Raw genomic sequence first — 25,920 nt, 5'->3', positions numbered from 1 at the left:
GAATGGCCGGCTCATTTCTTACTTACGGGAAAAGTGGACGACCAATTTGTCGCCGACGGTTTGCAATACCTGAACCAGCACCAGCAGCAGCACCACGGTGACCACCATTACATCGGTCTGGAAACGCTGGTAACCGAACCGGATCGCCAGGTCACCCAAACCACCGGCACCGACCACACCGGCCATCGCCGTGTAGGACACCAGAGTAATGGCTGTCACCGTAATAGCCGCGAAGATGCCCGGACGGGCTTCGGGCAGCAAGGCATTGGTGATGATCTGCCGCGTCGTCGCGCCCATGGCCTGGGTCGCTTCAATGATGCCGCGATCCACCTCGCGCAGGGCGGTTTCAACCAGTCGTGCGAAGAACGGCGTGGCACCTACCACCAGCGGCGGGATCGCGCCGGCGACCCCCAGGGAAGTGCCGGTGATCAACACGGTGAACGGAATCATCACGATCAACAGAATAATGAACGGCAGCGAACGCAGAATGTTTACCACCAGGGACAACATCGCGTAGACGCCTTTGGCTTCCAGCAACTGACGCGGGCTGCAGAGGAACAGCAGCACGCCCAGCGGCAGACCCAGCAACACGGTGAACAACAGCGAACCACCGAGCATCAGCAAGGTATCGACGGTGGCCAGCCAGATTTCGAACCAGTCGATGTTGGCGAAGAAACTTGTCAGGGCTTCCATTAGCGCAGCACCTCCATGTGGACGTCGGCCGCGGTGAAGCGGGCGAAAGCCGCTTCCATGTCACCGCCGGTCACGGCCAGGGTCAGTTGCCCGTAAGGGATGTCCTTGATGCGGTCGATACGACCGGCCAGGATGCTGTAGTCCACACCGGTTTCACGAGCGACGGTACCCAGCAGCGGCGCGTAGGTCGCTTCGCCCTGGAAGGTCAGACGCACAATGCGGCCTGGCACGTGAGCGAAGTCGTAACGCTGTTCGCTTTCGTCGATCTGCTCGTCTTCTTGTACGAAGCGCTTGGTAGTCGGGTGCTTGGGATGCAGGAACACCTCGGCCACCGAACCTTGCTCGACGATCACACCCGCGTCCATCACACCGACCTGGTCGCAGACCCGGCGAATTACGTCCATTTCATGGGTGATCAGCACGATGGTCAGCTTCAGCTCACGATTGATCTCGGCCAGCAATTGCAGGACTGACGCCGTGGTTTGCGGGTCGAGGGCGCTGGTGGCTTCATCGCACAGCAGGATTTTCGGCTTGGTCGCCAGCGCGCGGGCAATGCCGACGCGCTGTTTTTGCCCGCCGGACAATTGCGCCGGGTACTTGTTGGCGTGGTCGGACAAACCCACCCGCGCCAGCAATTCGGCGACACGCTGGTCGATCTCGGCGCGGGACATTTCACCCGCCAGTGTCAGCGGCAGCGCAACGTTGTCGGCAACGGTCTTGGACGCCAGCAAGTTGAAGTGCTGGAAGATCATCCCGACCTGCTGACGGAAACGGCGCAGGCCGTTGGCGTCGAGCGCCGTGACTTCTTCGCCGTCCACGATGATCTTGCCGCCGCTGGAGTTTTCCAGGCGATTGATCAGACGTAGCAGAGTACTTTTTCCCGCACCGGAATGGCCGATCAGACCAAAGACCTGACCATTCTCTATCGTCAGACTGGTCGGATGCAGGGCGGGGATATCCTTACCGGCGACGCGGTAGGTTTTATGGACGTTTTGAAACTCGATCACGTAGCGAACCTTGTGGGGCGCGTTAGAAAAGGATCAGCGGTTAGCCGGGCGCGCATTTTAGCCTGTCCGTATAGTAGTTCTTAGCATTTATTTCGCATTCGACCAGTCATTTGGCAATAACGCGATCAAAGGTCAGATAAAGGGAACGGCGCAAAACACCATCAGTCACTAATTAGGCCACTCGAAAAAATTCCCGAGGAGTCATGCCTGATGAGCACCAAGAAGCCTGCCGCCCCAAAGAGCGCATTGGCCGGGACCGATACCCTGGACCGCAGCAACACCAACACCAAGCTCGATAGCCTGGAAAAATTCCGCTCAGACGCCACAGGTCAGGCCTTGCGTACCAATCAAGGCGTGAAGGTGGCAGACAACCAGAACACCTTGAAAGCCGGCGCCCGTGGGCCGTCGCTGCTGGAAGATTTCATCATGCGTGAGAAAATCACGCACTTTGACCATGAGCGCATCCCCGAGCGCATCGTGCATGCCCGCGGTACCGGTGCCCATGGTTTCTTCCAGTCTTACGAGAACCACTCCGTACTGACCAAGGCCGGTTTCCTGCAAGATCCGGCGCAGAAAACGCCGGTATTCGTGCGTTTTTCTACAGTGCAGGGGCCCCGTGGTTCTGGCGATACCGTGCGGGACGTACGAGGTTTCGCCGTGAAGTTTTTCACCGATGAAGGCAACTTCGATCTGGTGGGCAACAACATGCCGGTGTTTTTCATCCAGGACGCCATCAAGTTTCCCGACTTTGTCCACGCGGTAAAACCCGAGCCTCACAACGAAATCCCTACTGGCGGCTCGGCCCACGATACGTTTTGGGACTTTGTCTCACTGCAACCCGAATCAGCCCATATGGTGATCTGGGCCATGTCCGACCGGGCCATCCCGAAAAGCCTGCGCAGCATGCAAGGCTTCGGCGTGCATACCTTCCGCTTGATCAACGCCGAAGGAAAATCGCGCTTCGTCAAATTCCACTGGCGCCCGGCCGCCGGGACCTGCTCGCTGGTGTGGGATGAAGCGCAGAAACTGGCGGGTAAAGACACCGATTATCACCGCCGCGATCTCTGGGAAGCCATCGAGATGGGGGACTACCCGGAATGGGAACTCGGCGTACAGGTCATCGAGGAGGAAAACGAACACGCCTTTGATTTCGACATCCTCGACCCCACCAAGTTGATTCCTGAAGAGCTCGTTCCCATTACGCCACTGGGGAAAATGACGCTCAACCGCAACCCGGACAACTTCTTTGCCGAAATCGAGCAGGTTGCTTTCTGCCCGGGGCATATCGTGCCCGGGATCGATTTCTCCAATGATCCGCTGCTGCAAGGTCGGCTGTTTTCCTACACCGACACGCAGATCAGCCGACTCGGTGGGCCGAACTTTCACGAAATTCCAATCAACCGTCCGGTAGCACCGTTCCACAACGGCCAGCGTGATGCGTTGCATCGCACCACTATCGACAGGGGGCGCACGTCCTACGAACCGAATTCCATCGACGGCGGTTGGCCGAAAGAGACGCCAGCTGCCGCACAAGACGGCGGCTTCGAGAGTTATCCGGAGCGCATCGACGCCAACAAGATTCGTCAGCGCAGCGAGTCTTTCAGCGACCACTTCTCCCAGGCCCGGCTGTTTTTCCACAGCATGAGCAAGCACGAGCAGGAGCACATCATTTCGGCGTACAGCTTTGAGTTGGGCAAGGTCGAACGGGAATTCATCCGCGCGCGTGAGGTGAACGAGATCCTGGCCAACATCGATCTGGAGTTGGCCAAGCGCGTGGCGCATAACCTTGGCCTGCCAGCACCAAAAGCCGGAACGGTCGACGTGCCGAAGATCTCTCTGGATCGTTCGCCGGCCCTGAGCCAGGCCAACTTGCTGCCGGGCGATATCAAAACCCGAAAAGTGGCGATTCTCGCGGCCAACGGCGTCGATGGCGATGCGGTCGATGCGATGAAAAAAGCGCTGGAAGCCGAAGGTGCTCACGCCAAATTGCTCGGTCCTACCTCGGCACCGGTCACGACCGCTGACGGCAAAATGCTGCCGGTGGATGCATCAATGGAGGGCATGCCGTCCATTGCGTTCGACGCGGTGTTCGTGCCGGGTGGAGCGGCCTCGATCAAGGCGCTGAGCACGGACGGCGTGGCATTGCATTATCTGCTCGAAGCCTACAAACACTTGAAAGCGATCACGCTGCACGGCGAGGCGAAGCAGTTGCTGGATGTGTTGAAACTGGAGGTTGATGCAGGTTTGATCGTGGGCGCGGATGGCAAGTTGGCCAAGCCGTTTTTTGCGGCGATCGCGCAGCATCGGGTTTGGGATAGGGAGCCTAAGGCTAAGGGAATTCCGGCCTGAAGTGTTGTATCGACAGGAGTGACCTCTTCGCGAGCAGGCTCGCTCCCACAAGTTCAGCGTGATCCTTGTGGGAGCGAGCCTGCTCGCGAAGCTTTTTAAGATTTGCGAGGACTGAGAACCATCTGCGCCGGAACGCTGCGAATAATCTGCCGCTCCAGATTCAGATCAAACTGCGGATCAAGCTTTTTCACCCGCTTGGTCAGTAAGTTTGCCAACCAAGGGTAATCGTCGGTACGCGGTGCCTGGATGCTCACATCACACTGAAAATTCACCACATCGGCGGCGATAGCATCCAGTTGGCGCCGAAGTTTAGCCATATCGTTGATATTCAATGCAACCGTGGTGCTCTCGGCCGTCAGGTCGATGACCTTGGCTTTAGGCTGGGCTTCGGCAGCCTTGAGCGCCGCTTCGGCTTTTTCCAGTTCAGCCTTGCGAGCCTGGGCGATGGCGCCATTGACCCCGCCGGTCAGTGCCGGAGCCTTGGGCATCAGCGCGCGGGCACGGCTCAAGGCGGTGGCGGCAGCGTTCACGTCACCTTTTTGCAGGACGATCTGGCTACGCAGCAGATACGCTTCCGCCAGTTGACGCTGGTATTGCTCAAGGGATTGATCGTTGGGTGACTCGGCCTGCAACGCCGCCAATTGACCCTCGGCCGTCGCCAGCTCGCTGCTGGCCAGGCTTTGTTCCAGCTGTGCAATGGCCGTGGCCCGCGCATCCGTGGCCTCGGTGGCTGCCGGTGGCGTGCTTTGGCAAGCGCCCAGCAGCAAAGAAAATGCGACAAGGAGCAGATAACGGGAGGCGAACGACTTCATTCCTGCGACTCTCTATTTGCGCAAAAAACGAGCAAGTCTACACCCCTCGACGGGGCAGAACAAAACTCAGCAGAAACAGCGCGGCGGCCGTCACTACAATAGACGGGCCCGCCGGGGTGTCCTTGAACCAGGACAGCGCCAGCCCCCCACACACGGCGAGTATGCCCAGCAGGCTGGCGCCCAGTGCCATCTGCTCCGGTGAGCGGGCGTGACGTTGTGCCGCAGCGGCCGGAATGATCAACAACGAGGTGATCAGCAACACACCGACGATTTTCATTGCCACGGCAATCACCACGGCGATCAACAGCATCAGTGCCAGGCGCAACCCCGCCACCGGCAGCCCTTCGACCCTCGCCAACTCTTCGTGCACAGTGATTGCCAGCAATGGTCGCCACAACGTCACCAACAACGCCAGCACCGCGGCGCTACCACCGAGGATCCACGCCAGATCGGTCGGACTGATCGCCAGCAAGTCACCGAACAGATAGGCCATCAGGTCGATCCGCACTTCGTGCATGAAGCTTAGTACCACCAGGCCTAAAGAGAGAGTGCTGGGTGCAAGAATTCCCAAAAGCGTGTCGGAGGCCAGCGGCTGACGCTGTTGCAAGGTCACCAGCAACACCGCCAACAGCAAGCAGCCGACGGTGACTGCAACAGCCGGACTGACATCGAGCAGAAAGCCCAACGCCACGCCCAGCAATGCCGCGTGGGACAGGGTGTCGCCAAAATAGGCCATGCGCCGCCAGACCACGAAGGAACCCAAGGGGCCCGCCACAACCGCCAGAGCCAAACCTGCAAGCAGGGCGTAGAGCAGAAAATCAGCCATGCTTGCAGCTATCTCCGTGAACATGGTTATGGCCCGATGGGGGCGCCTTGACCACCGAGCCGTGCAAATCGTGGGCGTGGTCGTGGTGGTGGTGATATATCGCCAGGCTTTGTGCGTTTTTTCCGAACAGTTCGACAAATGCCGGATCACCGCTGACCTGCTCGGGGTGGCCGGAGCAGCAGACATGGCGATTCAGGCAAACCACCTGGTCGGTGGTGCTCATCACCAAGTGCAGATCGTGGGAAACCATCAACACACCGCAGCCGTGACGGTCCCGCAGGCGGGTGATCAGGCTATAGAGTTCGGCCTGACCGGCCACGTCGACACCTTGTACCGGTTCGTCGAGCACCAGCAACTCAGGCTCACGCAACAAAGCCCGGGCCAGCAGAACGCGCTGCATTTCACCGCCGGAAACACTTTGCACGGGGCTATCGATCACTTGCTCGGCGCCGACTTCCTTGAGCGCGGCCAAGGCCATCGCACGGTCCACTCCCGGTACCAGGCGCAAGAAGCGCAGCACCGAGAGCGGCAGGGTCGGATCGACATGCAGCTTTTGCGGCATGTAACCGACCCGCAGTTTCGGCTTGCGCCAGACGCTGCCGCTGTCGGGTTTCAACAGGCCGAGTACGGCGCGCACCAAGGTGGTCTTGCCGGCGCCATTCGGGCCGATCAGGGTCACGATCTGCCCTGGCTCGACGCTCAGTTCGATGTTATCCAGCACAGGTTGCCCGGCAAACGTGACGGCAACCTGCTCGAGGCGGATCAGCGCGTTGCTCATCAAGCCTCCTGGCAACCCGAACAGAGACCGATCACTTCAACGGTCTGGCCTTCGACGACAAACCCGACGTCCTTGGCGCTGGCGATGATCGCGTCGCTGATGGATTTCTGTTCGAGTTCGATAGCGGCGTGGCATTCACGGCAGATCAGGAACTGTCCTTGGTGGGCGTGCGCCGGGTGATTGCAGCCGATGAAGGCATTGAGCGAGGAGATACGGTGTACCAGGCCGTTTTCCAGCAGGAAGTCCAGCGCGCGGTAAACCGTTGGTGGCGCGGCCCGGCGACCGTCCTGCTCACTGAGGACCGCTAGAATGTCGTAGGCCCCCAGCGGTTTGTGGCTTTGCCACACCAGTTCCAGCACCCGCCGACGCAACGCGGTCAGGCGCAAGCCCTGGCGTGCGCACAAGGCATCGGCCTCAGACAAAGCGCTGTGAACGCAATGAGAGTGGTCGTGGGGACGGCTGGCTATCGGTGTTTTAGGCATGAGCGGCGACGAGTTTTGTGAGAGACGTTATTATGTTACCCGTTCTCGCCTCTTCGAGTGGTCATCGTGTCCCGACTTTTTTCCATCTTTGTCGCAATTTTCGCAAGTTTTCTGCTGATCGGTTCGGCGCAAGCCGAGGTCAAGGTCCTCACCAGCATCAAACCGCTACAGCTGATCGCCGCTGCTGTGCAGGACGGCGTGGCGATCCCGGAAGTCTTACTGCCACCCGGCGCCTCACCGCATAACTATGCCTTGCGCCCATCCGACGTACGGAAGGTGCAATCGGTGGATCTGCTGTACTGGATCGGGCCGGACATGGAAGGTTTCATGCCGCGGGTGCTCAATGGTCGTACCTTGCCGAGCGTTGCGGTGCAGGACCTTCCCGGCCTGAAACTGCGACATTTCGCCGAAGATAATCACTCTCACGCTGAAGAAGCCGACGAACATGACCACGATCACCGCCCAGGTACCCTGGATGCGCATTTGTGGCTATCGCCGGCCAACGCCCGGGTTATCGCGGCGAAAATGGCTGCGGATTTGATTACAGCCGACTCGGTCAACGCGGCGCGCTACCAGAGCAACCTCAAGGCATTTGACGAGCGCCTCGATGCGCTAGATGCGCGCCTGAAAAAACGTCTGGTAGGTGTCGAAGGCAAACCTTACTTCGTGTTCCACGAAGCGTTCGACTACTTCGAAGACGCCTACGGCCTGAAGCACGCCGGCGTGTTCAGTGTCGCAGCCGAAGTACAGCCCGGCGCCCAGCATGTTGCGGCAATGCGCGCGCGGTTGCAGGAAATCGGCAAGACCTGCGTATTCAGCGAACCACCGCTGCGCCCACGCCTGGCGGAAACCCTGGTATCCGGTTTACCGGTGAAACTGGCGGAGCTGGATGCGCTGGGCGGGTATACGCCGGCGACGGCTCAGGGGTATGAGCAGGTGCTGGAGAAGTTGGGAAATGATCTGGCGGGGTGTCTGGAGTCGTTGTAGCCAACACAAAACCTGTGGGAGCGAGCTTGCTCGCGATTGGGTCGGGACATTCAACATTTATGTCGACTGTTCCACCGCTATCGCGAGCAAGCTCGCTCCCACAGGGAATGTATCCAGGCTTGATCCGGCTGGCGGTTTAAAGGGCGAACGGCAACGGTGTATTAACCTTCTGCCGCTGCGCCAACCGCAGCTCAAACTCCATCGGATCGTGGATCAACACGTCCTGCCCGGCAAAAGACTCCGCCGCGATCAAGCGTGACAACCAGAAGCGCACGCACGCCACCCGCAGCATGGTCGGCCACAGCTCGGCCTCGGCCGCAGTGAATGGACGCAACGCGGCATAAGCCCCCAGCAACGCCCGCGCCCGTGGGCCGTCGATCAAGCCGTCATCGTCGGAACACCAGTCGTTCAAGGCAATCGCCACGTCGTAGAGCATTGGCCCCGAGCAGGCGTTGTAGAAATCAATCAGCCCGGTCAGGTGCGTGCCTTCGAACATCGCGTTATCGCGGAACAAGTCGGCGTGGATGTTGGCGCGTGGCAACGCCAGAATTTTCTCTTTCTGCTCGGTGATTTCTTCCAGTGCCCGTTGCAACAGATCCTTCTGCTGCGGTTTCAAGTGCGAGAGAAACTGCGTGCCTTCTTCCAGCATCCAGTCCAGGCCACGATCGGTCTTGCGCTTGATCATGTTGGCCTGGGTCGCCAGGTGCAGGTGAGCCAACAACTCACCCACCTGGGCGCAATGCTGCGCGTTAGCCTGCTTGATGTGCTTGCCGGCCAGGCGCGGTTGCAACAGCGCAGGCTTGCCGGCCAGTTCGCGCAGGGCCACGCCGTCGGTGGTACGCAGGGCGTAAGGCACCGGCAGGTCTGCCTGGTGCAGCACGTCGAGCAATTCAATGAAGAACGGCATCTCCTGGACCGGGCCGCGCTCGACCAGGGTCAGGACGAATTCGCCCTGCTCCAGGCTGATAAAAAAATTGGTGTTTTCGCTACCGGCGGCAATCCCCTGGAAATCAAGCAGGCGGCCGAGGCCATAAGGGGCGAGAAAAGCTTCCAGCTCGGGCCGAGCCAAGGGGGTAAACACAGACATGATTAAAACTGCCAGTACGAGGCGCTGCTCTGGAGCCAACGCCGATTGAAATTAAGAAACTACTTCCACTCAAAGATCTTCCACGACGGTATCAGCATATCCGGCTGATCCGAGCGGATGAAGTTCGCATCGGTCCCGTCCGCGCGCACCAGAAAATACGGCGGCGCACCCTTCGGCGTAACCTTGATCGCATACAGGAAACCGTTCTGGCGGTATTCCTGGATGGTTTTATCGCCCTCCGTGCGAATCGTGACTTCAGGCTCCGGTGTCGGCGCATCATCCGCCGCCATGACGGACAGTGGAACGGTTGTAAACAAGCCAGCCAGCAACAGGCGATTTAGTGTGCGCATGATAACCTTGTCCCTTTGTCGTCAACGGTCCCGCTATTCTAGCGCCGGACCCGCCGAAAAGGTTGATCCTGCTCATGAGCCAAGCCCCCCTCGTCCTGGTGGACGGTTCTTCTTACCTGTACCGCGCCTTTCACGCACTGCCACCGCTGACCACGTCCAAAGGCCTGCCCACCGGCGCCGTCAAGGGCGTGTTGAACATGCTCAAGAGTCTGCGCAAGCAGTACCCGGACAGTCCCTTCGCTGTGGTGTTCGACGCCAAGGGTGGGACATTTCGCGATGACATGTACGCCGAATACAAGGCCAACCGTCCGAGCATGCCCGACGACATGCGCGTGCAGATCGAGCCCCTGCATCAAAGCGTGATCGCCCTGGGCTTCCCGCTGTTGTGCGTCGAAGGCGTCGAGGCCGATGACGTGATCGGCACGCTGGCCCGCAGCAGCGCGGCGGCCGATCGCCCGGTGGTCATCTCCACCGGCGACAAGGACATGGCGCAACTGGTCGACGGTCACATTACCTTGGTCAATACCATGACCGGTAGCAGCATGGACGTAGAGGGCGTGAAGGAGAAATTCGGCGTCGCTCCCGAGCAGATCATCGATTATCTGGCACTCATGGGCGATTCTTCCGACAACATTCCAGGCGTTCCAGGCATTGGTCCAAAGACCGCTTCCGGCCTCCTGGTCGGCGTGAATGGCGGCCTGACCGAGCTCTACGCGCAGCTCGACATCGTCCCGACCCTGCCGATCCGCGGTGCCAAGACCCTGCCGGCCAAGCTCGAAGAGCACAAGGAGATGGCGTTCCTCTCCTATCAACTGGCGACCATCAAGGTCGATGTGCCGCTGGACATTGGCCTCGACGACTTGCAAATGGGTCCTGAGGATCACGACAAGCTCGCCGAGCTGTATAGCCTGCTCGAATTCAAGAGCTGGATGAACGACCTGCAGCGTGACGCCAAACGCCTTGAGCTGAGCAGCGCCGCCGCCGAGCCTGAACCGACAGTCGATCTGTTCAGCGCCGTCGAGGCCGAAGCCGCCGAGCCAAGCACTGAAACACGCTATGAAACCATCCTTGATCAAGCGCGATTTGACGTCTGGCTGGAAAAACTCGGCAACGCCAAACTGTTTGCCTTCGATACCGAAACCACCGGCATCGACGCGCAGCAGGCGCAATTGGTGGGCCTGTCTTTCGCCGTGCAGGCCAACGAAGCGGCTTACATTCCGCTGACTCACTCGTACATCGGCGTGCCACAGCAGCTGGATCGCGACACCGTCTTGCGCGCCCTCAAGCCGACCCTGGAAGATCCGGACAAGCTCAAGGTCGGCCAGCACGCCAAGTTTGATCTGAATATCCTGGCCAACTGCTCCATCGGCGGTGACCAGAAGAACGGCATCACGGTGCGCGGCATTGCCTTCGACACCATGCTCGAGTCCTATGTGCTCAACTCCACGGCCACCCGTCACGACATGGACAGCCTGGCGCTGAAGTACCTGGATCACACCACCGTTAGCTTCCAGGACATCGCCGGCAAAGGCGTGAAGCAGCTGACGTTCGATCAAATCGCGCTGGAGCAGGCCGGCCCTTATGCCGCCGAAGACGCGGACATCACCTTGCGCTTGCACCAGGCCTTGTTCGAGAAGCTGGCCGCCATCCCGACCCTGGCCAGCGTGCTGACTGACATCGAAATGCCCTTGGTACCGGTGCTCGCACGTATCGAACGCCAAGGCGCGTTCGTGGATGCCGCACTGCTGGGCGTGCAAAGCATCGAACTTGGCGACAAGATGGTGGCGCTGGAGCGCGAAGCCTTCGAGATTGCCGGTGAGGAATTCAACCTGGGCTCACCCAAGCAGCTCGGCGTCATCCTCTACGAAAAGCTCGGTCTGCCGGTGCTGAAGAAGACCGCCAAGGGCCAACCCTCCACCGCCGAAGAAGTGCTGGCCAAGCTGGCCGAGGACGACTATCGACTGCCCAAGGTGCTCATGGAATATCGCTCCATGAGCAAGCTCAAAAGCACCTACACCGACCGTCTGCCGGAACAGATCAACCCGCGCACCGGGCGCATTCACACCTCCTATCACCAGGCCGTGGCATCCACCGGGCGACTCTCTTCCAGCGACCCGAACCTGCAGAACATCCCGGTGCGCACCGCGGAAGGGCGGCGTATCCGCCAAGCCTTCGTCGCACCGACCGGTTACAAGCTGCTGGCAGCGGACTATTCGCAGATCGAACTGCGGATCATGGCGCACCTGTCTCGCGATGAAGGCCTGATGAATGCGTTCCGCAATAACCTGGACGTGCACACCGCAACCGCTGCCGAAGTTTTCAAGGTCGAGTTGAACCAGGTCACCTCCGACCAGCGGCGCAGCGCCAAGGCGATCAACTTCGGCCTGATCTACGGCATGGGTGCGCAGAAACTCGGCAAGGACATCGGCGTCGATACCAAGACGGCCAAGGCCTATATCGATACCTACTTTGCCCGTTACCCCGGCGTTCGTGAGTACATGGACCGCACCCGCGCCCAGGCCGCGGATCAAGGCTACGTGGAAACGTTCTTCGGGCGGCGGCTGTACCTGCCGGAGATCAATTCCAACAAGCCCCAGGAGCGTGCCGCCGCCGAACGCACGGCAATCAACGCGCCGATGCAAGGCACAGCGGCCGACATCATCAAGAAAGCCATGGTCGCCGTGGATGACTGGCTGGCCTCGTCGGGCCTGGACGCCAAGGTCATCCTGCAGGTCCACGATGAATTGGTACTGGAGGTGCGCGAGGACCTGGTCGAACACGTCAGCGATGAGATTCGCCTGCACATGAGCGGTGCGGCGAAACTGGATGTGCCACTGCTGGTCGAGGTCGGGGTGGGCAATAACTGGGATGAGGCTCACTGAGTCGCCAGACTCTGCTGCGGCATGATGCCGCGGCAGACCGCTCGAGGGCTGCTTAGTCCGAAAGGTTCTTGGGGTTATTCCAACGCATCTGAAAATAAACTGAACTAATCTGGCCACGGCCACTCAGATTTACTGAATGGCTGGTGAAGCCCTTCGATGCTCCTATGTTGTGTTAAGTGTTGGCAGATATCTGGACCCCGCCCTAGCGGTCTAGAACTTGAACCCCGGAACTTCCCCCTCCCCATAGAAGTCCGGGGTTTTTTTTGCCTGTCGAAAACCGCCTGCTGCGATCATGCCGTGTGGGCCTGACCGCACCTCAGACAGTTTTTTACACACTTATCCGGTGACTTCTTCGGCGCCCTTGTCCGCCAGTTCCATCCAGCCTGCCAATACAGTGTAGGCGTCTTCCAGGCCCATGCGTTTCGGCGCAGAAAACAACTGGATCGTCACGGCATCGCCCCAACCCTTGCGGATTTCCGACTGCACCTTGAGCAGCGTGTTCTTGGCCGCGCCGTAGGTCAGCTTGTCCGCCTTGGTCAGCAAAATGTGCATCGGCATGCCGGCTGCGACGGCCCAATCGAGCATCAGCAGGTCGAAGTCGGTCATCGGGTGACGGATGTCCATCATCAGGATCAGACCTTTCAAACTCTCTCGACCACCCAGGTAGGCTTCCAAGTGACGCTGCCAGTGTTGCTTGAGCGGGATCGGCACTTTTGCATAACCGTAGCCCGGCAGGTCGACCAGACGGCGTTCATCGTCTAGCTTGAAGAAGTTCAACAGTTGCGTGCGCCCCGGCGTTTTAGAGGTGCGCGCCAGGCTGGCATGCGTCAGGGTGTTGAGAGCACTGGACTTGCCGGCGTTGGAACGCCCGGCGAAGGCGACTTCAAAGCCCTCGTCATCCGGACATTGGTCGACTTTGGCGGCGCTGAGCATGAAGGTGGACTGTTGGCACAGACCGAGGATGGGATTCTTGAGTTGCATGGGATTTCCGATGTGGGCGGCGCCAGGAATGGGTGCGGCAAGCAGTGTCGCTTCCGTTTCAGTGACGCCAGTATATAATGCCGCAGATTTTGTGTGCGCTTTGTCCCGTCGCAGGATGAAGTTCACGAGAGCGACAGACCTTGATTGCGCACTAGAACGCAGATCGCTCTCAACCCTGAAAAGGTCGTTTTATGACGAACTGGCTGCTAGCTGCCGGAGTCTTGATGCCGCTTTACAGCGCTCAGGCTACACAGGATCCGGAAGCTGTGTACAACCGTGTTTGTGGTGCCTGTCATTCCGGCCAACTACCCATGGCGCCCCGCAAGGGCGATCAGGAAGCTTGGACGCCGAGGTTGGCGAAAGGTATGGAGACGCTGGTGCAACACGTGACCCAGGGTTTCAAGGCGATGCCGCCGCGTGGTTTGTGCATGGACTGCAGTGCCGAGGATTACCAAGCCATCATCCACTGGATGAGCGAGTAAACCCGGTCCATAACTTAACCCTTAGCCGTAGTTGGATTAGCTGATGAACAAATTGATCGTGAGTCTGCTGTTGACCGTGGGGATCTCCGGCATTGCCCATGCTGCAGGTGAGCCAGTCAAACCTGGTGACGCCGCCGCAGGCCAGGCAAAAGCCGCCGTGTGTGGCGCCTGTCATGGCCCGGATGGCAACAGCATGGCACCTAATTTTCCAAAACTGGCAGGCCAGGGTGAACGCTACCTGACCAAGCAGTTGCACGACATCAAGTCGGGCAAGCGCACCGTTCTGGAAATGACTGGCCTGCTGACCAACCTGAGCGACCAGGATCTGGCGGACATCTCCGCCTACTTCGCCAGTCAGAAGGGCAGTGTCGGCGCCGCCGACCCGAAAGTCGTGTCCCGCGGTGAAGCACTGTTCCGCGGCGGCGATCTGGCCAAGGGCTTGCCATCGTGCACCGGCTGCCACTCGCCAAACGGCACCGGCAACGCAGCCGCCGGCTTCCCGCACCTGGGCGGCCAACACGCTCAATATGTCGCCAAGCAACTGACCGACTTCCGCAAGGAAGAAGGTGGTCGCAATAACGACGGCGATACCAAACCGATGCAGAGCATTGCCAAAAAGCTGAGTGACGAAGACATCGCCGCAGTGTCCAGCTACATCCAGGGCCTGCACTAAGACCGATACATCGGGCGTTGCGCAAGGCGTATAACTCTTGCGACGTTAACGCTCGATTAATCCGTCACAGCAAGTATAAAAAGGGTGGCTTTGGCCGCCCTTTTTTGTGGCCGCTGCCGTTACACTACAGAACTCAGCCCGCCATGACCTGTCTGAAATCAGGTCCGCGAGGCGATAAAATTTGTCCAGGAGTAAAGCATGCGTAATCTGATCATCAGCGCCGTTTTTGCCGCTGCCAGCCTGTTCGGCATGACTGCCCAAGCCGCTGAAGCCCCCGCCGCACCTTATGTCGAGCTGAGCAATCCGGTGCCGGTCGCCGTGCCTGGCAAGATCGAAGTGGTGGAGCTGTTCTGGTATGGCTGCCCGCACTGCTACGCCTTTGAACCCGTGATCAACCCATGGGTTGAAAAGCTGCCTTCCGACGTGAACTTCGTGCGTATTCCGGCCATGTTCGGCGGCCCATGGGATGCGCACGGCCAGATGTTCCTGACCCTCGAAGCCATGGGCGTCGAGCAAAAGGTCCACGCCGCAGTGTTCGAAGCCATTCAGAAAGAGCACAAGAAACTCACCGACAAGAATGACATGGCGGACTTCCTGGCCACCCAGGGCGTCGACAAGGACAAGTTCCTGGCTACCTTTGACTCCTTCGCCATCAAGGGCCAGATCAACAAAGCCAAAGAACTTGCAAAGAAATATGAAATCTCTGGTGTGCCGACTATGGTCGTCAACGGCAAGTATCGTTTTGACGTAGGTTCGGCCGGCGGTGCCGAGCAAGCCCTGCAACTGGCCGATAAACTGGTCGACCAAGAGCGAGCGGCTAACAAGGCTGCCGCCAACTAAGAGGCGCCAGCCATGCGCCGCTGGGGAACCGATCGCATCGTTGGCCTGCATGATCCGCGGGTCAACGAGCATCATCTGGAATCGACGGGCCTGCCCGCAGACAGCCGTCTGCGCTTGCTCAGCTTCAATATCCAGGTCGGTATCAGCACCGAGCGGTATCGGCATTACCTGACCCGGGGCTGGCAACATCTGTTGCCGCACACCGGGCGTGCCGACAATCTGCAAAAGATCGGCAATCTGCTGGGCGACTTCGACCTGGTCGCCCTGCAGGAAGCCGATGGCGGCAGCCTGCGCTCAGGCTACGTCAACCAAGTCGAACACCTGGCCCAGCTCGGCGCCTTTCCCTACTGGTATCAACAACTCAATCGCAATCTCGGTCGCCTGGGCCAGCACAGCAACGGTGTGCTCAGTCGCCTGCGCCCGTGGGCGATCGAGGACCATCCGTTGCCAGGGCCGAAGGGTCGCGGCGCGATTCTGGTGCGCTTCGGCGAAGGCCCGGAAGCGCTGGTGGTGGTCATGATGCACCTGGCACTGGGCGCTCGTGCCCGCAGCCTGCAGCTGGCTTACATCCGCGAGCTGATTGGTGGCTACAAACACCAGGTATTGATGGGTGACATGAACACCCATGCCAGTGACCTGCTGCAAAACTCCCCGTTGCGCGACCTCGGCCTGCTGGCCCCGCAACTGGATGCGACATTCCCCAGCTGGCGCCCGCAGCGCTGCCTGGACCATATTCTGCTGAGCCCGAGCCTGACCCTTGAAAAGGTCGAAGTGCTGGCGCAACCCATTTCCGATCACCTGCCGGTCGCGGTAGAGATTCGTCTGCCGGGTTCGCTCACGGCCGATGCATTGCCCGCGTTGAGTCCTGCCCCCCGCGGATCCCATGAATGAGCGACGAAGCACAGCGCTGGAAAGAGAAATACCTCCAAAGCATCGAACAACAGGAAAAGCTCGAACGTCGCTGGGATGCCCGGCTCGACCTGTTGCGCCGGGGCCTGGTGCGCAGCACGCTGGCAGCAGAAGGCACCGACCGCGTCGTTGACCAATGCATGAAGGAGATGCGCGAAGTCGTGCGCACCGACGACATGGACGCCGGACTCGCCGCCCTGCTGCCACGCCTGGAAAAAGCCGTACTCGACTCCGAGCAGCGTCGGGAAACCCGGGTCAACCAGACCAGCGCCGCACTCACCGCCCTGGTCACGCAGCTGCAAACATTGCCGCTGCCCCGGGAAGTGAGCCGTCCCCTCAAGCACTTCGCCAAACAACTGGATAGTCGCGTTAGCCAGGCGCGCGAGATCCCGTTGCTGCTCGGCGAGCTGAGCGGACTGCAAAGCAAGGCCCTCAGCCAGCTGGAGAGCCCGGGGGAACCCGAACGCCCGGGACTGTTGCAACGGCTGTTCGGTCATCGTGACGCCGATGAGGCGCCCGCCCCCGCAGAGCTGGCAATTGTCGCGCAGACGGGCGAAACCGTTTTGGCGCCTGTGGTCGCGACCCAGCCAGTCATTGCCGACACCGTGCCGCAGCAGATCCGGGACATACCGGATGCAACCCGGCCTGCTGCTGTTGCGCCAGCCCTTGAGCCGCAGCCAGCGCCCGCCCCGCCTGCCGAAGTGATGGTCGGAGCCGATTCGCAGCAATCCGAGATACCATCCGCACCTGCCGTCACACCCACCACCCAGGCTGAACCGGCAGTCAATCCCGACGAATTGAGCCCGGTGGTGCTGCTAGACACCCTGCCGCTGCCCTCGCCCATGGCCCAGGTTTTGGCTGCCATCGATCCGCAGCAGCCCGAGCAAGACATGCTCTACGCCCTGCCCGACTCGCCCGAACCGTCCTACAGCTCGGTGGCCAAACACATCGAAGACACCTTGTTGGGCTTGCTTGACGACCTGACGGTACCCGAGCGTCATCGTCCACAAGCCGAATCAATGCGTGAACGTCTGAAAAATGGCCTGAACTGGTACGAGTTACTGCCGATTCTCGACGATCTAGCCACCTTGATGCTGGCAATTTCCGACGGTGGCCAACACGAATTCGAAGCCTATCTGCAACGGCTCAACGAACGCCTGGAATCGTTCCAGAGCAACCTGCAGGCCGCCAGCGCCGGCCATGCCGACAGCCGATCCGCCGCACATGCAATGGACACGCAGATTCGCGAACAGGTCGACGGTTTGCAGAGCAGCGTGCAGGAAGCAGCGGACCTGGATGATCTCAAGCACGTGCTGGAAAACCATCTGGAAGGCTTGCTCGGCACCATGGACCAGCACCGCCAGCAGCGCGACGAGCGCGAGCAGGAGGTGGCGGCCCGCCTGCACAGCCTGGCCGAACGGGTTGCCCACATGGAACAGGAAGCCCAGGGCTTTCGCGAGCACCTCGAAGAGCAACGCCAGAAAGCCTTGATCGACCCGCTGACCAGCCTGCCCAACCGCGCGGCCTGGAGCGAGCGCCTGGAGTATGAGATCGGCCAATGGCAGCAGCACGGCAACACGCTGATGCTGGCCATGCTCGACCTCGATCACTTCAAGCGTATCAATGATAATTACGGGCACCTGGCGGGCGACAAAGTCCTGAAAATCATTGCCAGTGTGCTGCGCAAGCGCCTGCGCGCAACGGATTTCATTGCGCGGTTTGGCGGCGAGGAGTTTGTCCTGCTGATGCCGTCCACAGTCCCGGCGAACGGCATGAAACTCCTAGAGACCCTACGCGCCTCTATCGAAGCCTGCCCTTTTCACTTCAGGGGTGAACCGGTGACCGTCACCCTCTCCATAGGCCTGGCGGCATTCAGGCCCGGCGAGCACAGCGATGTGGTGCTGAAAAGAGCCGATCAGGCGCTTTACCGCGCAAAAAACGCCGGGCGCAACCGGGTGGAGCTGGGCTGAAGGCTTGTTGCTTCATTTTATTCAAATCGTTGCGATGGCCCAACACGCACAAGACAGTACGTTACACTGTTGCATTACTGTCTCTAGCGTGTTGGCTTCCCCATGAAATATCTTGCTCTCATCGTGTCGCTGATCCTGTTGGCCGGTTGTGCCAGCGGTCCCCGCTACGACACCAGCCATGCTTCGGCCAATCACGACAGTCGTATTCAGTTCGTCGTGCTCCACTACACCTCGGCCTCGCTGGAGCGCTCGCTGCAACTGCTGACCCACGGCGACGTCAGCAGCCACTACCTGGTTGGCGATGACAAGAACGCGACCATCTACAAGCTGATGGATGAAAACCTGCGGTCCTGGCACGCCGGGGAAAGCCAATGGCAAGGCCGGACCTGGATGAACTCCAGCTCCCTCGGCATCGAAATCGTCAATCCAGGCTTCAAGGACACCCCGACCGGGCGCCTGTGGTATCCCTATACCGAAGCGCAGGTGCAGTCCCTGATCGTCCTGCTCAAGGACATCAGCCAGCGCTACGCAATCAGCCCTCGCAACATTGTCGGCCATAGCGACATCGCCCCCTTGCGCAAGCTTGATCCGGGCCCTCTGTTCCCCTGGAAACGCCTGGCCGAGCAAGGGATCGGCATATGGCCGAACGAGCAAGCCGTAGCCCGCCAGCAAACCCGGTTCGAAACACAGCTGCCGAGCATCAGCTGGTTCCAGGCACAACTGGCACGCGCCGGTTATGATACGCCGCAAACCGGCGAACTGGACGTCGCTACCCGCCACGTGCTGGCGGCCTTCCAGATGCATTTCCGACCGTCGCGTTATGACGGTACTCCGGACGCACAAACGGCAGCGCTGCTTCAGGTTTTAATTCAGACAAAATAATGACGATCGCCCGACGGTCAGCACGTTTCTCAAACAGCAGCTATAACTCATTGGTAATCCGTCGGATATTCCATAATGACTATTGCTCGAGAGACACTCCGCAGTTGGTTCTATCGCCCTTGGTTTCTGGCGATGCTGGCTGCTGTCTTGAGCGCTACGTTGATGATGGCCGGCAGCTACTTTGTCGCCATTCACCAGGTTGAGCAAAACGAAAGCTGGGAAATGAACGCCCAGGGTGAACGCTTTCTCGCTCGACTGGAGCAACTGTTCGGGCAATTGCGCGAAAGCCTTGATGACCTGGAAGCCCAGCCGCTGCGTAGCTGCGATGACGACATGATCGCGACCCTGCAGCAAGTCAGCTTCAATTATCGCTTCGTCTATGAGGCGGCCTACATGGACGCCTCGCGAATCTGCTCCAACCGTCCGCGCCAGGAAGGTTTGTCACTGATACGCCCACCGGACATCAATGGCCCCACCTACAGCTACTGGTTGAACACCACCACCGAGCCCGATGAAAACCGTGCCGCCCTGATGCTTGGACGCGGCAACTTCCGGGTCGCGACGTCTCGCGGCCATTTGACCGACATGGTCGATCTGTCGCCAGGAAGCAGCTTGCTGGTGGTACTGGACCACGGCGCCCGGGCGATTCCGGTACTGGGCGTCGCACAAGCCTGGCCACCGAAGAGCGGACACTGGCCGCCGAAAAGCCGCGATGCGCTGCAAGTCACCCAGACACGCTTGATTTACCGCATGCCTACCGACAACCCGGAATACCAACTGGTACTGATCACCCCGCGCAGTGGCACGCATATACCGCCCGTGTGGTGGTGGTTGCTGCCCGCCTGCCTGCTATTGGCACTGTGCGTGGGCTTTCTGGTGTTTTTGCTGGTGCGTCAGCGTCAGTCACTGGACGCTGAACTGACTGGCGCCATCCGCCGAGGTGAGTTGCAGGTGCTGTATCAACCGATTTTCGACCTCGACAGCCGCAACTGCGTTGGGGCCGAGGCCTTGCTGCGCTGGCGACGGCCGGATGGCACCCTGACCAGTCCCGACCTGTTCATCCCGATGGCAGAGAACACCGGGCAGATCCGCCAGATGACCGACTTTGTCCTCCAACGCCTGCTTGAGCAGTTGGGGCAACTGCTGCGGGCCAATCCGCAGCTGTACATCTCGGTCAACCTGGCCGCCTGCGATGTCATGATCCCGCGGATCGGCCAAGTGATGGCGCGCCTGTTGACCCTGCACCGGGTCGCGGCCAAGCAGATTGCCTTCGAAGTCACCGAACGCGGACTGATCGATGTGGTGGTGGCCCGGGAAAACCTGCAAGCGTTGCGGGATGTCGGGCATCAGGTACTGATCGATGACTTTGGCACCGGCTATTGCAGCCTCGCCTACCTGCAAACCCTGCCGGTGGATTGCCTCAAGATCGACAAGGCTTTCATCGATGCGCTGGGCCATGACGCGGCGAGCAGCGGTGTCGCCCCGCATATCATTCACATGGCCCAGTCACTGCACTTGAAGGTGATTGCCGAGGGTATCGAGCATGAAGCCCAGGCGAAGCTCCTGAGCAGTGAGGGGGTGAAGTTCGGCCAGGGCTGGCTGTTCGCTCATGCACTGAGTGCGGTGCAGTTCATTGAGCTGATAACCCGAGGTCGCCGACTGGCCGGTCGACGCCTGGATGACGAAGCGTAAAAAGCGCTTACACCGTCAACGTCATATAGAACTGAGTCCCCTGCCCCGGTCGCGAGTAAACGCCCATCCGCCCACCATGCAGCTGCACGATTTCCTTGCACAATGCCAGACCGAGCCCGGCCCCGCCTTTCTTGCGGCCGACCTGGACAAAGGGCTCGAAGATCCGGCCCTGTTGCCCATAGGCGATGCCTTCACCATTATCTTCGACGCTGATGATGACCCGATCCCCATGGCGCCTGGCCTGCAGGCGTATCAGTCCGCCGGTGGTGGTATGGCGCAGCGCATTATCGATCAGATTGTCGAGCACCCGGTCCAATTGCGGCTGATCGGCTTGCAGCCGTGGCAAGGGTCCCTGGACTTCTACCAATAGCTCGACGCCCTTCTCTTGCGCACCGTCGGTAAAGCGAATCTGCGCTTGCTCCAGCAAATCCTCGATGGAGCATGGCGCCAGGGTGAGTTTCTGCAAGCCGTTCTGGTAGCGAGAGAAATTCAGCAAGTCGTTGATCAGCTGCATCAGCCGCTGCATTTCTTCGTTTACCGTGTCCAGCAAGTCCGCTTCCCGGGATTCTTTCGGGAAATGCGCACGCTCGCGAAACAGGCCAAATGCCATGTGCATGCCGGTAACGGGCGTGCGCAGCTCATGGGAGGCGCGCAAGACGAACTCGCTACGCACCCGTTCGAAGGCTCGTTGTTCAGTCACATCGTGCAGCACCATCACCGCACCGAGGATATGCCCTTGGGTATGAATCACCGGCGTCAGGCTATAAGTCAGCAACCGCGTCTCGCCATCGACCTCGATATTCAGGTCATCCGGCATACGTTCCAGCGTACCGCCACGCAGTACCAGCTGCAGTTGTTCATCGAGTTCGGGGTGCTCCAGCGCCTCACCCAAACCTCGCCCGAGTCGATCGGTGTCCCAGCCCAGCTGACGCTGCGCTACAGGGTTGAGGTGCTCCAGATGCCCCTGGCGATCGATCATCAGCAAGCCATCGTCAATGCTGTCGAGCACCGCCTGCAAACGCTGCTGTCCCGCCAGCAGCTCATCGACGTTGGTGGCCTGATGTTCGCGGAGCGCCTCGGCCATGATGCCAAAGCGCCGGGTGAGCTGATTCAGCTCCACGGCCGAGGACACCGGTAGCGTGACGTCGAAATTACCCTGGCCAATATGATCCGCTGCCTGCGCCAGGGCCTCGATGGGCTCACCGAAACGCCGGGCGATGGCGTGCGCGGTGACGAAGCCGATGATCAACACCGCCAGCCCAACCAAACCAAGCAGCCCGGCGATCAGCAGCGCTCGCTCTCGCGCCCTGCGTTCGACGGTGCTGATGTCATCCAGCGCCCGCTTGTGTTCGACAATCAACCCATTGCGCAGCACATTGAATTTTTCGGTCAGCTCATCGTTTCCGCTGAGCACGCGTGTCGGATCAGCGGACACCTCATACGCACGTATAAAGTTCAGATAGTCGGCCTTGGCCTTTTTGAAACCGTGTTCTGGGTTTTCACCCGACGGCTCCTGGGCAATCCCCTCCTCCAACAGTTCAAGGTAACGCTGCCTGGATGCTTCGAAGGCGGCCGGATCGGATTTATCGCTGAGCATGATGATCAACTGATCGCCCAACGTCTGTCGCAGCTTGAGCCCCAGATCCAGGGTGACGAAGTTGTTGCGCACCAGCGCTTCCTGGCTCCCGGCCATCTGCAACACACTGACAAGACCGAGCAGCAACCCAAGCAATGCGACAGTGATCAGCGCGGAAATGCTGAGGAAAAGACGAGTTTGCAACTTCATCGCCAGCTTCATCGCTGATGACTCACAGGTTGTACTGCTTACGCTTGCGGTACAGCGTTGACGCGTCGATCCCCAAGGTCTTGGCGGCTTGATCCAGGGTACCCGCGGTGGCGAGCACGGCACCGATATGGGCTTTTTCCAGCTCATCCAGACTTAACGGGGCACCAATACGCGGGGCGTTATTGATCGGCGCTTCGGCCATGCCCAGGTGGCTGATCTCGACCCGCTCCTGCGGGCAAATAATGCTCGCACGCTCCACCACGTTACGCAGCTCGCGAATGTTCCCCGGCCAGCGGTAACCCAAGAGCGCTTCACGGGCCTCGTCGCTGAAGCCCCGAGCCGGACGTGCGTATTCCTTGACGAAACGGGCCAGAAACCGGTCGGCGAGGTTGAGAATGTCTTCCCGGCGTTCGCGCAGTGGCGGCAGGTGCAGCGTAATGACGTTGAGGCGATACAGCAGGTCTTCGCGGAAACGGCCGTCGCGGACCATGTCTTCGAGGTTCTGGTTGGTCGCCGCGAGAATGCGCACATCGGCCCGACGGGTGACCGGGTCACCCACTCGCTCGTACTCCTTGTCTTGAATGAAACGCAGCAACTTTGGTTGCAAAACCAAGGGAAAATCGCCGATTTCGTCAAGAAACAACGTCCCGCCATCGGCTTGGTTGACGCGCCCCAAGGTGCTTTCACTGGCGCCGGTAAATGCACCCCGGCTGTGGCCGAACAACTCGCTTTCCATGAGTTCGGCAGTCAGCGACGGGCAGTTGATAGTGATACAGGACTTTTTCGAGCGCTTGCTCCAGCCGTGAATCGCTTGGGACAGCTCGCCTTTACCGGTGCCGGACTCGCCGAGGATCAGGATGTTGGCGTCGGTACTGGCCACCTGGCGGGCAGTCTCGAGCACGACTTTCATCGCCGGGCTGTGGGAGTCCAGGCCATCCTTGGGCTTACGTACCTCACCCTCCAGGGCCTCCAGACGTGCCGACAATTGCCGCACTTCCAGTTGTTTGGCCGTGGCCAGGCGCAACTGATCGGGGCTGCACGGCTTGACCAGATAGTCGGCGGCACCCGCCTGAATCGCATCCACGGCTGTGTCCACGGCCGAATGCGCGGTAACGATCACCACGCGCATCCACGGGGCCTGGATGCGCATCTGTGCCAGAACGTCCAGACCGTTGTCCTCTCCCAGGCGCAAATCCAGGAAGCACAGGTCGAAGACTTGACGTTGCAGCAAGGCTTCCGCTTGCGCAGCGCTGTTAGCGGTCGCCACGCTGTAGCCTTCATCTTCAAGGCAATAGCGGAAGGTTCGCAGGATGGCAGACTCATCATCCACCAGAAGAATGCGGCCTTGATGCTCAGTGGCGGATTCCATTTTCCTACGCTCCTTAACGAATGATCTTGGTTAGTCCCGGAAAAATCGGGCAAGTTGCATGGTTTATTCTGATCCATTCCTGCCCTGGCAGGGTAGCTATCTCCTGACCCTTCGCTTCAGCGCCCGGGTTGGCGCTTCTACCAAAGGAAAACCGCTTATCAGAGATGCCTTGCGTCCATTTCTGACAGCCGCGCCCTCCTCTCAATTCAAAAATATTGCGATGTCTTTCAGAAGAGTCGTGCATTACGCACGACCGCACGAGGGCTCATCGTGCAGGATGCGTAGGCCCACTATCACACCGCTACTGTAACTCATTGTTTTAAAAAGTTTTTTTAAAGGAAAAAATCTGGCATGCAGGCTGCAATAACCTGATTAACGCAGGGCAGCAACAAACGCCCTCAACCCGATTTCCCCAGCGTGGGAGGAGCTTCAGGATGAATCACCAACGTGCCGCCCAATTGCATTTCTCGCCACTGCATGTTCAGCAAGGCTTGTTTGCGGTACTTGCACTGTTGATCACCTTGATCGCCGGTCAACAGTTTCTTCTGTGGGAACAGAGCCGGCAGCCAGAAGCCCCACGCGTATCGTATGAGCGTCCTACCCAAACCCACTTCAGCGCGGCAGGCAGCGGTTTGGTAGACAACACCCCGATGAGAATGATTGACGTCGACCAGGCGCAGCCGGCAAACGAGACGCCGCGTCAGGAACGCTGGGTGTTCTAAACACATCGACTTGGTGCGCTCGACGCGCCGGGAAAGCAATACCTTTAAATAGAAACGTAAGGAGAATCACCATGTTGAGCTGGGCAATCACATTCTTGATCATTGCCATTGTCGCCGCAGTCTTGGGCTTCGGTGGTATCGCGGGCACCGCCACGGGTATCGCCAAGATTCTCTTTGTCGTGTTCCTGGTGATGTTCATTGCTTCCTTCTTCTTTAGCCGTCGCGGCCGAGGGTGAACGTGAGCGTTTCGCTTAAGACACTGGCAGCCGCCCTGCTACTGGGCGGTAGTGCCATGACAATCGCCGCCAATGATGGGCAGGCACGGGTCAACGAACTCTTGATCGCTGACCCGCAGTACCGTGAGACATGGCAAGGCGTAGTGAAGAAGGAAGAACGCCTGCCGGAATGGGTGATGAACCTGTCCGGCGATGCCGAACAGATGAATGCCGTTGAAGAGGATGGCGACAAGTATCTGGTAGGACCGCTGTGCGCATCGCAGGCAAGCTGTACTAAGGAACGCTTGATCGTCGCCGTCAGCTTCGACAAAAAAGAGGCCTACGCAATGCTGGTCGAGGTATCCGCAGGGTTACCGGCCGACAAGTCACCGACACGGCATGCCAACTACCGTTTTCTCGGAAAACCGGACCAAGGTATGCAGGACTTGTTAATGGAGCAGCTGAAAAAAGATCCAAAGTGGTATTGAGTTCAAGACGCGAAAGAGGCGCACCGCTTCTTTCCCCTGCGCCACCCGAGGAAGGCAGGCGCATGACCAAGGGGTCGGGACGTTCTGCCTGTTTCAGGGGCGGAGTGACCTACGGGTACAGGGAGTGCCTGCGTAAGGGCCGGGTCAGGGTAAAGCTGCCACGCAAGTTCGCCAGCCGACCGCGGCTCGACGGGCTTGCGTAGAGCTTGAAGGCTCAAAGCGCCTGCGGGAAATATTCTCCAGAGGCTTCATAAGCGACCGTACATCGAGAAAAATCGCCTTTCTTTTGCGCTCAAGTCTCTGCGCCCATCTTGCGATTTTCTGTCATTTTGACGCCCCTCCCCTCTGTTCAAAAAACATACAACCTGCCCTGTGATGGCCGGTTCACGGCACTTATGCCTGCCAATATGTCGCATTCGGACCGGTTGGGACGCGCGTTTCACTCAAAAAACCTCATGCCGATTCGGCATAGGGTAGGCGTTTACGGCATTAGACGCCGCTTCCTTGCATCGGAATAGTTGCGCCTTTTTTCGCCTGCCAGAGAGCCATTAACAAGCGCTCCGGGGCTCCTTATACGGGGACAGGTGCACTGACGTTTTCGCCACAAGCGAAGCCGTTCTTGCATCTGTCCGAGTCAAACTGAAGTAAGGGTAAAGAT

General features: G+C 59.5%; 24 protein-coding genes. 13 read left to right on the top strand and 11 right to left on the bottom strand.

What is annotated here, in order from left to right; translation table 11 throughout:
• Nucleotides 1-18: 18 nt before the first annotated feature.
• Nucleotides 19-693 (bottom strand): methionine ABC transporter permease, encoded by a 675-nt coding sequence (locus ACA054_RS00315; RefSeq protein WP_497687701.1) that lies wholly within the window; start codon nucleotides 691-693, stop codon nucleotides 19-21.
• Nucleotides 693-1,700, bottom strand: coding sequence for a methionine ABC transporter ATP-binding protein (locus ACA054_RS00310; protein ID WP_497687700.1), 1,008 nt, complete (start codon nucleotides 1,698-1,700; stop codon nucleotides 693-695). The genes ACA054_RS00315 and ACA054_RS00310 overlap by 1 nt, the downstream gene beginning before the upstream one ends.
• A 189-nt stretch (nucleotides 1,701-1,889) precedes the next feature.
• Between ACA054_RS00310 and katE the strand changes: the two genes are divergently transcribed.
• Complete coding sequence (gene katE, locus ACA054_RS00305; RefSeq protein WP_497690403.1) at nucleotides 1,890-4,049, top strand: catalase HPII; 2,160 nt, start codon at nucleotides 1,890-1,892, stop codon at nucleotides 4,047-4,049.
• A gap of 95 nt (nucleotides 4,050-4,144) precedes the next feature.
• Here katE and ACA054_RS00300 read toward each other — a convergent pair whose 3' ends face one another.
• From ACA054_RS00300 to ACA054_RS00285, 4 genes are read right to left on the bottom strand one after another with little or no spacing between them, the layout of a single operon-like run.
• Nucleotides 4,145-4,861, bottom strand: a complete 717-nt coding sequence (locus ACA054_RS00300) for a PA5502 family lipoprotein (protein WP_497687699.1) — start codon at nucleotides 4,859-4,861, stop codon at nucleotides 4,145-4,147.
• 37 nt (nucleotides 4,862-4,898) lie between these two features.
• Entirely contained in the window at nucleotides 4,899-5,687 is a 789-nt protein-coding gene (znuB, locus tag ACA054_RS00295) for a zinc ABC transporter permease subunit ZnuB (protein ID WP_497687698.1), read from the bottom strand.
• A complete protein-coding gene (gene znuC / locus ACA054_RS00290; protein WP_497687697.1) occupies nucleotides 5,680-6,465 on the bottom strand; it encodes a zinc ABC transporter ATP-binding protein ZnuC in 786 nt (261 codons plus the stop codon). Before znuC ends, znuB begins: the two co-directional genes overlap by 8 nt.
• A complete protein-coding gene (locus ACA054_RS00285) occupies nucleotides 6,465-6,947 on the bottom strand; it encodes a Fur family transcriptional regulator (RefSeq protein WP_497687696.1) in 483 nt (160 codons plus the stop codon). The genes znuC and ACA054_RS00285 overlap by 1 nt, the downstream gene beginning before the upstream one ends.
• A 66-nt stretch (nucleotides 6,948-7,013) precedes the next feature.
• On the opposite strand from ACA054_RS00285, the gene ACA054_RS00280 reads away from it, so the two are divergent.
• Nucleotides 7,014-7,934, top strand: a complete 921-nt coding sequence (locus ACA054_RS00280; RefSeq protein ID WP_497687695.1) for a zinc ABC transporter substrate-binding protein — start codon at nucleotides 7,014-7,016, stop codon at nucleotides 7,932-7,934.
• Between the two features lie 136 nt (nucleotides 7,935-8,070).
• Here ACA054_RS00280 and ACA054_RS00275 read toward each other — a convergent pair whose 3' ends face one another.
• Nucleotides 8,071-9,021 carry a homoserine kinase gene (locus ACA054_RS00275; RefSeq protein ID WP_497687694.1) on the bottom strand — a complete coding sequence of 317 codons (951 nt, stop codon included), beginning with the start codon at nucleotides 9,019-9,021 and terminating at the stop codon, nucleotides 8,071-8,073.
• A 59-nt stretch (nucleotides 9,022-9,080) separates the two neighbouring features.
• Complete coding sequence (locus ACA054_RS00270) at nucleotides 9,081-9,371, bottom strand: DUF2782 domain-containing protein (RefSeq protein WP_497687693.1); 291 nt, start codon at nucleotides 9,369-9,371, stop codon at nucleotides 9,081-9,083.
• Nucleotides 9,372-9,445: 74 nt separating this feature from the next.
• On the opposite strand from ACA054_RS00270, the gene polA reads away from it, so the two are divergent.
• Nucleotides 9,446-12,253, top strand: coding sequence for a DNA polymerase I (gene polA, locus ACA054_RS00265; protein WP_497687692.1), 2,808 nt, complete (start codon nucleotides 9,446-9,448; stop codon nucleotides 12,251-12,253).
• A gap of 336 nt (nucleotides 12,254-12,589) precedes the next feature.
• On the opposite strand, the gene yihA is transcribed toward polA, so the two are convergent.
• Nucleotides 12,590-13,234, bottom strand: a complete 645-nt coding sequence (yihA, locus tag ACA054_RS00260) for a ribosome biogenesis GTP-binding protein YihA/YsxC (protein ID WP_046818665.1) — start codon at nucleotides 13,232-13,234, stop codon at nucleotides 12,590-12,592.
• 191 nt (nucleotides 13,235-13,425) lie between these two features.
• Here yihA and ACA054_RS00255 point away from each other — a divergent pair, with 191 nt between their 5' ends.
• From ACA054_RS00255 to ACA054_RS00225, 7 genes are all read left to right on the top strand, one after another.
• Nucleotides 13,426-13,716, top strand: a complete 291-nt coding sequence (locus ACA054_RS00255; protein WP_497687691.1) for a c-type cytochrome — start codon at nucleotides 13,426-13,428, stop codon at nucleotides 13,714-13,716.
• 43 nt (nucleotides 13,717-13,759) lie between these two features.
• Nucleotides 13,760-14,389, top strand: a complete 630-nt coding sequence (locus ACA054_RS00250; protein WP_497687690.1) for a c-type cytochrome — start codon at nucleotides 13,760-13,762, stop codon at nucleotides 14,387-14,389.
• 198 nt (nucleotides 14,390-14,587) lie between these two features.
• Nucleotides 14,588-15,229: a thiol:disulfide interchange protein DsbA/DsbL gene (locus tag ACA054_RS00245; RefSeq protein ID WP_497687689.1), complete on the top strand. Its 642-nt coding sequence runs from the start codon at nucleotides 14,588-14,590 to the stop codon at nucleotides 15,227-15,229.
• Nucleotides 15,230-15,241: 12 nt separating this feature from the next.
• Nucleotides 15,242-16,120, top strand: coding sequence for an endonuclease/exonuclease/phosphatase family protein (locus tag ACA054_RS00240; protein WP_497687688.1), 879 nt, complete (start codon nucleotides 15,242-15,244; stop codon nucleotides 16,118-16,120).
• The gene (locus tag ACA054_RS00235) at nucleotides 16,117-18,108 is read left to right on the top strand and encodes a GGDEF domain-containing protein (protein WP_497687687.1); all 1,992 of its coding nucleotides are present in this window, start codon (nucleotides 16,117-16,119) and stop codon (nucleotides 18,106-18,108) included. Before ACA054_RS00240 ends, ACA054_RS00235 begins: the two co-directional genes overlap by 4 nt.
• A gap of 102 nt (nucleotides 18,109-18,210) precedes the next feature.
• Nucleotides 18,211-18,990 (top strand): N-acetylmuramoyl-L-alanine amidase, encoded by a 780-nt coding sequence (locus ACA054_RS00230; protein WP_497687686.1) that lies wholly within the window; start codon nucleotides 18,211-18,213, stop codon nucleotides 18,988-18,990.
• A 75-nt stretch (nucleotides 18,991-19,065) separates the two neighbouring features.
• Complete coding sequence (locus tag ACA054_RS00225) at nucleotides 19,066-20,682, top strand: EAL domain-containing protein (RefSeq protein ID WP_497687685.1); 1,617 nt, start codon at nucleotides 19,066-19,068, stop codon at nucleotides 20,680-20,682.
• A 7-nt stretch (nucleotides 20,683-20,689) separates the two neighbouring features.
• Here the strand turns inward: ACA054_RS00225 and ACA054_RS00220 are convergent, their stop codons facing one another.
• Complete coding sequence (locus tag ACA054_RS00220) at nucleotides 20,690-22,480, bottom strand: KinB sensor domain-containing domain (protein ID WP_497687684.1); 1,791 nt, start codon at nucleotides 22,478-22,480, stop codon at nucleotides 20,690-20,692.
• Nucleotides 22,481-22,490: 10 nt separating this feature from the next.
• The gene (algB, locus tag ACA054_RS00215) at nucleotides 22,491-23,837 is read right to left on the bottom strand and encodes a sigma-54-dependent response regulator transcription factor AlgB (RefSeq protein WP_497687683.1); all 1,347 of its coding nucleotides are present in this window, start codon (nucleotides 23,835-23,837) and stop codon (nucleotides 22,491-22,493) included.
• 434 nt (nucleotides 23,838-24,271) lie between these two features.
• On the opposite strand from algB, the gene ACA054_RS00210 reads away from it, so the two are divergent.
• The 3 genes from ACA054_RS00210 (at nucleotide 24,272) to ACA054_RS00200 (ending at nucleotide 25,262) form a co-directional block, all read left to right on the top strand.
• Nucleotides 24,272-24,559 carry a hypothetical protein gene (locus ACA054_RS00210; RefSeq protein ID WP_497687682.1) on the top strand — a complete coding sequence of 96 codons (288 nt, stop codon included), beginning with the start codon at nucleotides 24,272-24,274 and terminating at the stop codon, nucleotides 24,557-24,559.
• Nucleotides 24,560-24,630: 71 nt separating this feature from the next.
• The gene (locus ACA054_RS00205; protein WP_020798027.1) at nucleotides 24,631-24,795 is read left to right on the top strand and encodes a DUF1328 domain-containing protein; all 165 of its coding nucleotides are present in this window, start codon (nucleotides 24,631-24,633) and stop codon (nucleotides 24,793-24,795) included.
• Between the two features lie 2 nt (nucleotides 24,796-24,797).
• On the top strand, nucleotides 24,798-25,262 hold the full coding sequence (locus ACA054_RS00200; protein ID WP_497687681.1) for an inhibitor of vertebrate lysozyme family protein: 465 nt from the start codon (nucleotides 24,798-24,800) through the stop codon (nucleotides 25,260-25,262).
• Nucleotides 25,263-25,920 lie beyond the last annotated feature (658 nt).

It is taken from the genome of Pseudomonas sp. LBUM1653, assembly GCF_059716115.1.
This window is presented reverse-complemented; position numbering and strand designations above follow the sequence as displayed.